Here is a 12,706-nt window from a genome sequence, read left to right as displayed (position 1 = left end):
ATAATTAACAACAGAGATAAAGGTGGAGAAGAAACATGAACAAACGTGTAGGATTTATTGGATTAGGTATTATGGGTATGCCGATGACGCGAAATTTATTAAAAGCTGGTTTTAGCGTAACGGCATTTGACCTTAATCAAGATGCAGTAAAGGCAATCGCTGCTGAAGGTGCCGTTGCAGCTTCGTCAGGAAAAGAAGTAGCTGAAAACAGTGATGTACTTATTACGATGTTACCAAAAGGTGAACATGTTCGCGCAGCTGTTTTTGGTGTAAATGGTGTAATTGAAGGAGCAGAAAAAGGGTTAATCATTGTCGATATGAGCTCTGTATCACCTGTTGATTCAAAGCAAATGGCGACACATGCAGCAGAAAAAGGTGTACATTTCTTGGATGCCCCTGTAAGTGGTGGAGAACCTAAAGCCGTTGATGGAACACTTGCCATTATGGTTGGTGGAGAAGAAGACGTTTTTGCTCAAGCAAAACCAGTGCTAGAAGCGATGGGAACAGATATTGTTCTTGTTGGGGACGCTGGGTGTGGAACAACAGCGAAACTTGCAAACCAAATTATTGTTAATTTAAACATTGCGGCTGTTTCGGAGGCGCTTGTATTGGCATCCAAGGCAGGTATTGATATTGAAAAAATGTATCAAGCGATTCGTGGTGGTCTAGCTGGTAGCACCGTGATGGACGCAAAAATACCGATGATTTTAGATCGTAATTTTGTCGCCGGTGGTCGAATTGATATTAATATGAAGGATTTAACGAACGTTATGAATACTGCGCATGAAATGCACGTTCCATTACCGCTTTCCAGTCAATTGCTTGAGATTTTCCATTCATTAAGTGCTGATGGGAAGCAAGCAATCGATCACGGTGGCATTGTTCAACACTATGAAAAGCTAGCCAATGTAATCGTTCAGCGCAAGGAGGAGAACGAATGAAACAGTTAAATGCGGAAGAGACGTTTGCAAGCATTAAGCCTGTCGATCGCCATGAAATACAGTCACTTCTTAAAGCAGAACAACAAGCATCTCCATATAAGATTGTTGTCTTAGATGACGATCCAACAGGCATTCAAACCGTTCATGGCGTTTCTGTGTTTACAGATTGGACGAAAGCATCGATTCAAGCTGGTTTCAAAGAAGATCAATCGATGTTCTTTATATTAACAAATTCACGCGGTTTTACTGAAGAGGAAACCATTCAATGTCATGAAGAAATTGCGGAACGTGTACAAGAAGTTGCGGATGCGGAGAATACTCCATATTTGCTTATTAGCCGTGGTGATTCAACATTACGTGGACATTATCCATTAGAAACCGAAACCATTAAAACGAAAATTGAATCCATGGGACAAAAGCACTTTGATGGGGAAATTATCATTCCTTTCTTTAAAGAAGGAGGACGCTTTACCATTAATAATATTCATTACGTTCAAAATGGTACAGAACTCGTGCCGGCTGGAGAAACGGAATTTGCCAATGACCGCACATTTGGTTTTGCTTCTTCTCATTTAGGTGAGTACATCGAAGAAAAAACAAATGGTCGTTACCAAAAAGAAGAGACGATTTACATTTCCCTTGAAGATTTACGAGATGTTGCCATTGAAAAAATTACAGCACAATTATCCGCAGCGACTGATTTCCAAAAAATTGTGGTGAATGCTGTTGGCTATGAAGATGTTGAAGTGTTTGCAACGGCTTTATTAAGAGCGTTAAAGCAAAGGAAGCATTTTATCGCTCGAAGTGCTGCTGCGTTGACAAAGGTTATTGGTGGTATCACAGATAAGCCGTTACTTAAACGAGAAGATATGGTCACAAAAGGAAGTCAGCATGGTGGACTAATTGCAGTAGGTTCCCACGTGAAAAAAACAACGGAACAACTTAAGCACCTTCTTGATAGTGGCTTAGTAAAAGGAATCGAATTTGATGTTCATCTTGTGCAAGATGACGAGAAATTTGTACAAGAAACGAAACGTGTACGTCTTGCATGTGAAGAGGCCATTAAAAATGGGGAATCGGTTGTTTATTATACACGCAGAGAGCGTCTGGATTTAGGTGACAATATGCAAGAAGAGGAATTAAAACAATCGGTTAAAATTTCTGATGCAGTCACAAGCATAGTGCGGGATCTAGAAGTTGAGCCGAGTTATATCGTAGCAAAAGGCGGGATAACATCGAGTAGTATTGGGACGATTGGTCTAAGTGTTGAAAGAGCAGTAGTAGCAGGTCAAATTAAACCAGGAATTCCTGTTTGGAAGACAGGACAGGAAAGTAAGTTCCCGGGGAAAGCGTATGTGATTTTTCCAGGGAATGTAGGACAACCTGAGACACTTAAAGAAGCTGTAGCCATTCTTGAAGGAAAAGAATAAACGAAAGAGGGCGTGGTTTTTTAATCCACGCCTTCTTTGTGTTTTATGTAAGTCTTGCTTCGTAAAGGCTTACATTTGTGTAAACGGTTGAAAGCGTTGGGACTTCAATACCGTGTTTTGCGGCCCGTTTTATTAAGTAACCTTGAAGATGGCGGGCTTCTGTTGTTGAACGCTGTTCCATATCACGGAGCATGGACGACTTCATGTCAGCGTTAACGGATTCAAAGGTACGCATATGATCAGCGATAATAGTCGGGGACAAAGGCGCTTCTTCAGCCTTCATGATCGTAACGCATTCAGTTAAAAATCTTCTAATGAAGGCTTTGCCTTCTTCATTGCTGAGAATGGGACCAATACTTGAACGGAAAAGAGTTGTGATACCTGATGCCACCGTGATAAACAGGTATTTATGCCAAATTTCTTGTTCGATGTTAGTCGAAAATATGAAATCTGCTTTTGTTCCTGAAAAATGGGCATGTAGCTGTTCGACTCGATCTGTTTGACGATCTGATCGACTTCCGTATACGAGACGGTGAGCTTGGCTTGTTTGTCGAATTGCTTCGGTTGAGTCGATAGCGCTTTCAATAAAACAAAGACCGCCTATCACATTCTCGCCAAATGCTTTATCGAGCGTTTCATAATGAGCAACGCCATTTAACAACGGTAGAATCAAAGTTTGTTCATCTGTAAAAGGACGAACATCCTGAATGGCTTGTTCAAGGTGGTACGCTTTTGTTGTGAAAATGACGAGATCAAATGGGTTTGCTTTATCGCTTGACGTTAAAAGAGATGGGATTAAATCAATGTCTCCGTGAATACTTCTCACATGTAATCCTTGCTCGGTAAGGCGTTTCTTTTTCTTTTCTCGTACTAAAAAAGTAACATCTTCCCCTTTTTCCGCAAGTCTTGCGCCAAAGTATCCACCAACGCCACCTCCGCCAACTACTAATATCCGCATATGCATTCTCCTTTCCTTTGTAGTATAAAACAAATGTCATCCTTTTTCCTTATAAGCTTGAGTTATCATAGTTTATTCTTTTCTTTTTAGAAGAGAGTCTCTTCTTTTTCCCTTTTAATAAAGCAGGTAAAGACAAGCAGATGATTAAGACGATGCCAGACAAAGCGAACATGGTTTGAACGCCCACTGCTTGAGTAAGGACGGCTCCAGTCGGTGGTGCAACGATAACAACAAGGCTTGTAAGAGATTGTGAAATTGAGGCAATACTTGCTACCTCTTCATCTCGTGGAATGGTCTGTATCGCATAATTAAGGGTCGTGATCGAGAGACCCGTACCGATTCCACATATAAAGCCAATTACAAGAAAAAGAATTATTGGATGATGAGCTTGAATTTGGCTAAAGCCAATAAACGAAAGCGCGATAAGTGCTAGAGAGGTACTAATCCAAAAAAGAAGGTGGGTAAGCTTTTTTAATCGGTTAAAGATCGTGATGATGGTTACCGCCCCAAAACCAATAGCGGATATGACTAGTGTTAAATGTTGTGGGTTTGTTGGTGCAATTTCCCTAAAGAGAATAGGGAATTGGGAATCAACGAATTGAATGCAAAATAAACCGATTAATGACAGGCTAACTAATGAGAGTAGTAAAGGGTGAGTAAAAAGAGCTAACCAACCGGATTTCCATTCTTCAAAAAAAGATGTTCTAGAAAACGCTGTAGGTGTTGTCATAAAAGCTGGCGAAATTAAATGTTGAATCGAAAATAAAATCGCTGCGGAAATAAGAAAAGCAGCTGCGTTAAGAAGTAATAGTGTTTGTGGAGTAAGCACGGTTAAAAAGAGTCCTCCAAGAAAGGGAACAATTATTTTGGCACCTTGACTCACCAAACCGTTCCAAGACACTGCTTTAAGTCGAAGGTGCTCAGGAACCAGTTCTCGAACTAGGCTTTGTTGGATAGGAAAATGGACAACGTTTGCCGTACTACGTAAGCTTAGTAAAATGAGGGCAAGCCATGGTGTTGGTGAAAAAAAGAGTCCAATGGTGAAACAGGCAGTTAAACAATCGGCGAACGCCATTAAGCGAATTTTTTGAAAACGTTTCACCAAGCTGGTAACAAACTGAGAGAAAATGACTTGTGGCAGTGCAAGAGCTACCGGAATCAAGCCCAGATAAATCGGGCTTGATTGCCAAATATAAGCGAATAGAACCATTAGAGCGATCGAATCAAACCACTGACCAATAACAGAAATACTATAAGAGGTAAATAAAGCAGGGTATCCTCGAATACCCCATATTGTTTGAGGGGGGTGTTCCCTTTTCAATTGCTGGCCTAATTGATGAGTCTCTGCCTCTTGGTAAAGTTGATCTAACCGATCCTTTGGTGGTAAGTACATCTTCTGACTCCTTCTTATAAACTTAATTCACCGTAGTTTGATTTCGATGGTTCTAGTTGATCGGACGTGTGAATGAGACCATTTTTATTTTCGGTCATTCGTTGTTGAATAACGTGTTTTGATTGTTCATTCGGAACCGATAATTCACCTAAGAGAACGATTGAATGGTCCTTTATTGCTTCAAAGGAAAGGGTATCTTCAAAACGAAGATAGCGGTAGACCACAATGGTTGTTGGATACTTGAGCTGCTGCAATGTTTCCTGCTTCCATGTATCGTTTGTGATAAAGCGAAAATCATCCTTGTACGTATAAACATCTGTTTCAAAGCGATTAAGGACTTCGTATACAAGATCCTCAATATCTTCAGAACAAAGTATAAATGAGTGGGAATGAATCGACTTAAATGCTTTCTGAAACGCTTCTCTTGTGACAGATTGGTCGAACACAAGTGGTTTTGTTGTAAAAACACATTCTTGTTTAAATCGTTTGATGGACTGACTTGACAGTTGGAACACACTTTTTAGCTGTTTGTAATGAGTAGGAATGATTTTTGTTGTTCCATTTATCGTTACCTTGGACATAACGCTTGCCACTTGATGTTCATATAGCTCAATAACCCCGTTAATTTGGATCGATTCGATCTTATCGCTTAGTTGCTCTAAATCAAGATCAGCTGCTAATGTGAGGACACCATTTAGGGCTAAATTTGTTTTCGGTGAAAAACTATCGACCAATGCGTTTGTTAGCAGCGTGTCTCCTGACAAGAGTTTAGGTTCACTACCTGTGTAATCCAGTGATACGCCAGAGTGCTTTTTTATGAGTCTATTTACAGATCCTTTAAATGCAGTAGGCGCGTATATAATCCCATTTACGATAAAGGTGAGTTCTGTCTCTAAGATCGTTTCCAACCGTAAATCATTTGAAAATGTTAATAACCCATTGACGATGATCGTCTGATCTGGTTTAGCATAGGTTAATAGTTCATTATCTACAGTAAATAACCCGTTTATTACTTGAGCATCTTTAGGGATTTTAAGAGAATAGCCAAGGTTGCCAATTGATAGTTTTGGTACAAGTGAAGCTGTTTCAGTTGAATAAAGCAATAACCCTACGTTGTTAATATGCTGTATCGCTGAGATGCTTTCTTCCGTTGCTTCTGTAAGATTAAGAGTCCCTACATTTCCGATTGTTTTTTTCATTCGTATGCCTCCTGAATTAATTGTCTTAAAAATCCAATTGCTTTCGTAAGTTGATAGCGTACTGTTCCTGAAGGAATGTCTAGTGCTTTGCCAATTTCAGTGCTTGAAAGTCCTAACCAGTAGCGTTTGAAAACAAGATCCTTTTGCTTAGGTGGAAGTTTATTAAGAAGCTCTATTACTTCAAGATTGTTGAACTCCGTCGGCAAGAAAACAGGTTCTTTCGTTTCGTCAAGGCCAATTTCACGCCCGTATTTTCTCCTCAAATCAATAAGTTCGTTTTTCATAACACGATAAAACCATGCTTTTTGTTTATAGTAAGGCCATTCATGAAGCTCAGTATAGGAGAGGGATTTTTCCCACGCATATTGAATTAAATCATTCGCTTCATGTTCATTTGCAGCGATAGAAAGTGCAAAGGTTCGTATGTCTCTTTCTAGCGCTTCGTGAACAATCATAGATTCAGAACTCCCTCCTTTTCATTGTCTTCACATAGATAACGGTTAAGGAACGCGAACTGTTGGCAAAAAATGATTTTTTTTCGAACTTTCGACTTTATCTACATGATGTAGACGTTTTTTCCTTTTATTCATTTTAAAGCAGGTGGTCGAGCTTTTGAATAAAAATAACAATCGAACCTCGTCAATTTGTAATGAATGTGGCATGATAATGATAACGTTATTGTACTCGTGTAAACGATAGATACTCTTTATGAGGGGGAATAAATGGATGGAACAAAGGATACATGCATTATCTACAGGTTTGCCAAAGGAAATGAAGAAGAGCGGGATGAAGCGCTCAGTTGTTACGGGAATAGAAAAAGAGCGTGTAGACGAGGTGTATTTAACAAAAGATGGGTTTAAAGGAGACGATGTGGCTGACAAGCGAAACCACGGCGGACCAGACCGAGCAGTTTGTTTTTACCCATTGGAGCATTATAAAAAATGGCAAGAAGAATTGGGTCGAGTATTGCCGAATGCCGCTTTCGGAGAAAACCTTACGGTGACAAATATGCTTGAAGAGAGCGTGTACATAGGGAATATTTATAGGATAGGTCGTGCGCTTGTTCAAATTACTCAGGGACGCATCCCTTGCAGTACAATTGACCAGTATACAGAGGCTGATACACTACTGAAACGAACAATTGAGACTGGTTTTACAGGGTACTTAGGTCGTGTGCTGGAGGAAGGAACCATTTCTTCACAATCAACCATTGAGTTAATTGAAGAACACCCAAAGAAGATGTCAGTCCTTGCTTGTAATCAGGTCTATTTTGCAAATGAAGATTGGGAAGAAATGGAAGAGATTGCTTCGGTTGAGCCCTTGGCTGAGGACTGGAAGAGACGTTTAGCAAAACGAATTGATCGACTAAAACAGCAATCGTAAGAGAGGAAGTAACGGGATGACACATATTTTTATTTCAGGCGAAATTCCGGTTAGTGGATACGAAGCATTAAAAAAATATTCGGTTGATGTTTATGAGTGTGAAAACGTGATCAGAGAAGAGGATTTAATTGAAGGTGTAAGGGATGCAACTGCTTTACTTTGCCCGTTATCCACAAAGGTAACAAGAAAAGTGATGGAGTCAGCGCCGTCTCTTAAGATTATTGCAAACTATGGTGCAGGGTTTGATAATATTGATTTAGTGGCAGCAAAAGAAAGAGAGATCGTAGTCACAAATACCCCAAAAGTATCCACTGATGCGACAGCCGAATTAACGTTAGGATTAATGCTTAGCTTAATGCGTCGGATTCCAGAAGGAGATCAACTCTGTCGCACAGAAGGGTTCAATGGATGGGCACCATTATTCTTTTTAGGAAGGGAACTAAAAGGGAAAACCCTTGGGATTGTGGGCTATGGAAAGATTGGACAAGCCGTTGCCAAGCGTGCACAGGCATTTGGAATGAACATCTTATATACGGCAAGAACAAAGAAAGATACAGAAAACGAAATCAACTATCGACCATTTGATCAATTGATTCAAGAAGCAGACATCGTTTCCATACATACAGCCTATTCAGATGAGACCCATCACTTATTTAATGAAAAAACATTTAAGCGAATGAAGAAGAGCGCAATTCTTTTAAACGTGTCCAGAGGTCCTGTAGTTCATGAGGAAGCACTAGTGCGTGCGTTAAAACAAAGAGAACTTGCAGGTGCAGCGCTAGATGTTTTTGAAAACGAGCCACTTATTCATGATGAATTAAAGACATTAGCGAATGTTGTCTTAACCCCTCATATTGGGAATGCGACGATTGAAACACGAGAGGAAATGGCAAGACTTGCTGCAGGCAATATTACCTCTTATATAGAAGAAGGAACAGCATTAACGCCTGTTGGATAAACATAAAAAAGCTTATTGATGATACTCTCAATAAGCTTTTTTGTAATCTTTCTTTTCTTTTTCTTGAAAAGTATGATAGAATAAAGGATTGTAGAATGTGTTTATTTGACTGTGTTTAGGATTAATATAAATGGAAATACGAAATTGATAGGAAAGAGGGATCATATGCAAAAGCAATCAATTTATGGTCTGACAATGGATAAATTAGCCGATTGGTTTGTTGAGCACGGCCATAAAAAATTTAGAGCAACTCAAGTTTGGGACTGGCTTTATCGTAAGCGTGTGACACGTTTCGAGGAAATGTCTAATCTTAATAAAGAAACGGTTTCTTTATTAGAAGAGCATTTTGTTTTCGGGTCTTTGAAGGAGCATATTCGGCAGGAGTCAAAAGACGGTACCGTTAAATTTTTATTCCAACTAAGTGATGGAAATTTGATTGAAACGGTACTCATGACGCACAAATATGGTTTTTCTGTCTGTGTGACAACCCAGGTAGGGTGCAACATTGGCTGTAGCTTTTGTGCGAGCGGATTGCTGAAAAAGAATCGTGACTTAACGAGCGGAGAAATTGTTGAACAGATCATGAATGTTCAATTCTTCCTTGATGAACGTAAGAAAGAAGAGCGCGTTAGTCATATTGTGGTGATGGGAATTGGAGAGCCATTTGATAACTTTGACAATACGGTTGACTTTTTAGACATTATTAAAGACCACAAAGGTCTTGCTATTGGAGCGCGTCATATTACTGTATCAACAAGCGGACTGGCCCATAAGATTAAAGAATTTGCAGATTTGAAGAGTCAAGTAAACTTAGCTGTTTCTTTACACGCGCCGAACAACGAGCTGCGCTCTAAGATTATGAAAATCAATAAAGCGTTCCCGATTGAGAAGCTGATGGAATCCGTTAACTATTATTTAGATAAGACCAATCGACGTGTAACGTACGAATATATTCTGATTAAAGATGTGAACGATCATAAGGAAGAAGCGCTACAATTAGCAGAGCTAATAGGGGATAAGCGCCACCTTTCTTACGTGAACTTAATTCCGTATAATCCAGTTGATGAGCATGGTCAATATCAGCGAAGCGAGCCAGAAGCCATTCAAGAGTTCTTCCAGACGCTTAAGAAAAAAGGCATTAACTGTGGCGTTCGTTTAGAGCAAGGAACAGATATTGATGCCGCTTGTGGTCAATTACGAAGCAAGCAAGAAAAGAAGCGTGTTGGGTAAACCCCTAAGACTATGGATACAATCCATAGTCTTTTTTTGTGTTAACTAGTACTAAAGGTTTTAATCCTATGAAAGAAGGAAATAGGTACTAGGAATATTGAGGGTTTTTGTCGATAAATCGAGAAAAAAATCCCAAAGGAGGCGTTTAGTTGAAAAAGAATACACTTACCGTTGTATTTTGGTGTTCACTCCTATTAGCGAGTGTGTTCATCTTATGGGGCATCTTCTTACCAAGAAACGTCGAGACCGTGTTAGGAGCAGTTGATGGTTTCGTTGCATCGAATCTGGGTTGGGTCTACATATTAGCAACGACAGGTTTTGTTCTCTTAGCATTATTTTTGATTTTTGGCCCATTCGGTAAAATCACATTAGGAAAACCAGGCGAAAAACCGGAATACAGTTATTTTACTTGGTTTGCTTTTTTGTTCACTGCTGGCATGGGTGTCGGACTTGTGTTCTTCGGGGTGACAGAGCCGTTAACCCATTATTACAGCCCACCAATAACAGAAGCCAATAGTATCGCGGCCGCTGAAGAATCGCTCTTATATACATTATTTCATTGGGGGTTTCACCCGTGGGCAACGTATGCGATTGTGGCTTTAGCCCTTTCTTATTTTAAATTTAGACATAATTCACCTGCGCTTATTTCTTCGGCCTTTACGCCGTTAATTGGAAAGCATGCGCAAGGTGGAATCGGTCATAGTATTGACATCTTAGCTGTCTTTGCAACGATTTTTGGTATTGCTACATCGTTAGGGCTAGGGGCATCGCAAATTACGGCGGGGTTAAGCTATAGCTTTGACGGAATAGAGAATTCGACTTTAACGACACTAATTGTGATTGCTGTCGTAACGGTTGCGTTTATTTTATCCGCGGCATCTGGAGTTGACAAAGGCATTCGGTACCTTAGCTGGATGAATATCGTTGTGGCCATTGCACTTATGATATTTGTCTTTCTTCTAGGATCTAGCGTTCAGATGATCGAATCATTCACAACAACAGTAGGAAACTACCTTCAAAATCTCCCTAGTATGACATTTGGTATGAACGCTTTTACAGGTGAGCGTGAATTTCTTAATGATTGGACTTTGTTTTATTGGGCATGGTGGATTGGGTGGTCTCCTTTTGTAGGAACATTTATAGCTCGTGTGTCAAGAGGAAGAACCATTCGTGAGTTTGTTATTGGTGTAATGGGTGTGCCAGTTTTGTTTAGTGCAATTTGGTTTTCCATTTTCGGTGTTGCAGGTTTAGAAATGGATGCTAATCAAAGTGGCGGCTTATATCAATTAATTATGGATCAAGGGAATGAAGTGGCGTTATTTGCCTTTTTAGAGTCGTATCCGATGGCGCCAGTAATCATGGGAATAGCCATTTTACTTATTGCCTCCTTTTTTGTTACATCTGCTGATGCAGCAACATTCGTATTAGGTATGTTGACAACAGGTGGAAGGCTCAACCCGAGTGTGAAAGTGAAAATCGCTTGGGGTCTTATTTTAGCAGCTACAGCAGCAGCTCTCTTGATATCTGGTGGTTTAGAAGCATTGGAGATGGCAATGCTTATAGCTGCATTCCCGTTCGTATTTGTTGTTTTATTGATGGCCATCTCGTTAATGAAGGCATTAAGTAGTGAGTATGACATTTTAAAACTGGAAAGCAAACATCGGGATTGGGATCCGAGGTATCAAGAAGAATCACATCAAGAATTAGAAGAAATGAAGGAAGAATTTGATAAGAACATTCCTGAAGAATCCATTCAAGGTGAAGAAGACGACAGCAAGGAACGGTAATAGGGGAGGCATGTGTGAACAAACGTAGTCTCTTAAAAGGCGCTTCCAACATAAAAAACGTATTCCTCATTACGAGAAATACGTTTTTTTATCGGTACACTAAATTATCTACCATCCGCTTTATCTAACGCAGTGATAGAGCGACCATCTGCTTTATCAGCAGAATGACTGGCGTCTAAACTGAAGCTACCAATTGAAAGAGCAACTGCTAATGCAATAAGAAGAGATGTTTTCTTTTTCATGTTTGTTCAACTCCTATACAAGATTGATGGATGCGCATTCGATGTGCCATCCTCATGAAATGCAAAGCTTTCTCAAACTTTCCGAGTTTTGAATACACGTCCACTACTTCTTCCGCTAGTTCAGAAGCTTCAAAGTATAATTCGGCTTGTTGCAATTCTTCAAGTCCTTCATTGATCATCGCTGTATCATTTAGCACGTAAAGACCGAGACTTACTTTACAGCGGATGACATATTCAGTCATATTAAGTGACTGAACTTTGTGTGATATGTTATTTAATATGTCATGGTTTTCTTTTTTATTCGGTTCTTTTCTTAGCTTCACATTAATGAGGTTGTACTCTGTTTTTGTTCCGACTACTGAATCTTTATGTTCTTTAATTAAAAGTGCCTCTTCAAAATACTGGATCGCTTCATCTTGTCGGTTTTGTTTGACTCGATTTAAACCAAGAATTCTTAAGATGAGCGCACGTGTCACAGGATACGGTTTAGAACGTCTGAAGGCATGTTGTAGTAAGTCTTCTGCTTCTTCAAATTTAAGAAGCTCCGTACTAATCCCGCCTAAGAAAATGTGAATATTGAGCACAATTTCTTCATAATCAGGTTTCTTTTCAAAGATTTCAAGGGCTTGCTCAAAATAGGAAACAGCAAAGATATATTGATCTACTCGATAATAGCTAATAGCAGATCGGTAGTAAAACTCTGCTTTTTCAATTTGATCAGGTACTTGTTCTAAAAGTCGCTCCGCTATCTTATAGGAGCGAACAGCTGATTTATAACGTCCGTTATGGAATTCATTTTGTCCGTACATAAAGTAGTACATAAATTGCATGTACTCATCGGTTGCTTTATCTGCTATCGCAATAGCTGCAAATTGTTTATGCTCGCTTGAATTCGGCTCAATAAATAATTGGTGTCTAAAGTTTACTAATTCATAATACGACTTCACTTTTTCATCCGGAACCATTCGATTCATCAGTTGATTGACTTCGTGTTTGGAAAGAATGGCTTGCTCTCGATCATAGGAAATAATGCAACTATACCACTCGACTATTTTAGCTCCTACTTCTGGTGCAGCTACAGTTGATGACATTAGTGCAACCTCCCTTCCTACCCGTTAGTTGCTTCATTATAGCGTGTTTATCTGCAGATTGATAGAGAAGACAGATATTTCCCAACGTTCCATG

The 12,706-nt window shown here is 39.6% G+C and carries 12 protein-coding genes; 6 read left to right on the top strand and 6 right to left on the bottom strand.

What is annotated here, in order from left to right; all coding sequences use genetic code 11:
• Positions 1-35: 35 nt before the first annotated feature.
• Both garR and PQ477_RS04325 read left to right on the top strand, forming a co-directional pair.
• On the top strand, positions 36-941 hold the full coding sequence (garR, locus tag PQ477_RS04330) for a 2-hydroxy-3-oxopropionate reductase (RefSeq protein WP_144559797.1): 906 nt from the start codon (positions 36-38) through the stop codon (positions 939-941).
• Complete coding sequence (locus PQ477_RS04325) at positions 938-2,371, top strand: four-carbon acid sugar kinase family protein (RefSeq protein WP_274273009.1); 1,434 nt, start codon at positions 938-940, stop codon at positions 2,369-2,371. Before garR ends, PQ477_RS04325 begins: the two co-directional genes overlap by 4 nt.
• Before the next feature lie 43 nt (positions 2,372-2,414).
• On the opposite strand, the gene PQ477_RS04320 is transcribed toward PQ477_RS04325, so the two are convergent.
• The 4 genes from PQ477_RS04320 to PQ477_RS04305 are packed head-to-tail and all read right to left on the bottom strand — an operon-like array spanning position 2,415 to position 6,376.
• Positions 2,415-3,329: a ketopantoate reductase family protein gene (locus PQ477_RS04320; protein ID WP_274273008.1), complete on the bottom strand. Its 915-nt coding sequence runs from the start codon at positions 3,327-3,329 to the stop codon at positions 2,415-2,417.
• Positions 3,330-3,378: 49 nt separating this feature from the next.
• Entirely contained in the window at positions 3,379-4,722 is a 1,344-nt protein-coding gene (locus PQ477_RS04315; protein WP_274273007.1) for an MFS transporter, read from the bottom strand.
• A gap of 14 nt (positions 4,723-4,736) precedes the next feature.
• Positions 4,737-5,921, bottom strand: a complete 1,185-nt coding sequence (locus PQ477_RS04310; protein WP_274273006.1) for a hypothetical protein — start codon at positions 5,919-5,921, stop codon at positions 4,737-4,739.
• Positions 5,918-6,376, bottom strand: coding sequence for an RNA polymerase sigma factor (locus PQ477_RS04305; protein ID WP_035397966.1), 459 nt, complete (start codon positions 6,374-6,376; stop codon positions 5,918-5,920). Before PQ477_RS04305 ends, PQ477_RS04310 begins: the two co-directional genes overlap by 4 nt.
• 271 nt (positions 6,377-6,647) lie before the next feature.
• On the opposite strand from PQ477_RS04305, the gene PQ477_RS04300 reads away from it, so the two are divergent.
• From PQ477_RS04300 to PQ477_RS04285, 4 genes are all read left to right on the top strand, one after another.
• Positions 6,648-7,304 (top strand): MOSC domain-containing protein, encoded by a 657-nt coding sequence (locus PQ477_RS04300; RefSeq protein ID WP_274273005.1) that lies wholly within the window; start codon positions 6,648-6,650, stop codon positions 7,302-7,304.
• Positions 7,305-7,320: 16 nt separating this feature from the next.
• On the top strand, positions 7,321-8,262 hold the full coding sequence (locus PQ477_RS04295) for an NAD(P)-dependent oxidoreductase (protein WP_274273004.1): 942 nt from the start codon (positions 7,321-7,323) through the stop codon (positions 8,260-8,262).
• A 165-nt stretch (positions 8,263-8,427) separates the two neighbouring features.
• On the top strand, positions 8,428-9,492 hold the full coding sequence (rlmN, locus tag PQ477_RS04290; protein ID WP_035394784.1) for a dual-specificity RNA methyltransferase RlmN: 1,065 nt from the start codon (positions 8,428-8,430) through the stop codon (positions 9,490-9,492).
• Between the two features lie 149 nt (positions 9,493-9,641).
• The gene (locus tag PQ477_RS04285; protein WP_274273003.1) at positions 9,642-11,279 is read left to right on the top strand and encodes a BCCT family transporter; all 1,638 of its coding nucleotides are present in this window, start codon (positions 9,642-9,644) and stop codon (positions 11,277-11,279) included.
• A 104-nt stretch (positions 11,280-11,383) separates the two neighbouring features.
• On the opposite strand, the gene PQ477_RS04280 is transcribed toward PQ477_RS04285, so the two are convergent.
• Both PQ477_RS04280 and PQ477_RS04275 read right to left on the bottom strand, forming a co-directional pair.
• Complete coding sequence (locus PQ477_RS04280; RefSeq protein WP_158331973.1) at positions 11,384-11,521, bottom strand: hypothetical protein; 138 nt, start codon at positions 11,519-11,521, stop codon at positions 11,384-11,386.
• Positions 11,518-12,612, bottom strand: a complete 1,095-nt coding sequence (locus tag PQ477_RS04275; protein ID WP_060704762.1) for a response regulator aspartate phosphatase — start codon at positions 12,610-12,612, stop codon at positions 11,518-11,520. The genes PQ477_RS04280 and PQ477_RS04275 overlap by 4 nt, the downstream gene beginning before the upstream one ends.
• Positions 12,613-12,706: the final 94 nt, after the last annotated feature.

It is taken from the genome of Shouchella hunanensis (genome assembly GCF_028735875.1).
In the GTDB taxonomy this organism is placed as follows: Bacteria; Bacillota; Bacilli; order Bacillales; family Bacillaceae_D; genus Shouchella; species Shouchella hunanensis.
Note: the sequence above shows the minus strand (reverse complement) of the source record. Positions and strands in the feature narration are given on the sequence as shown.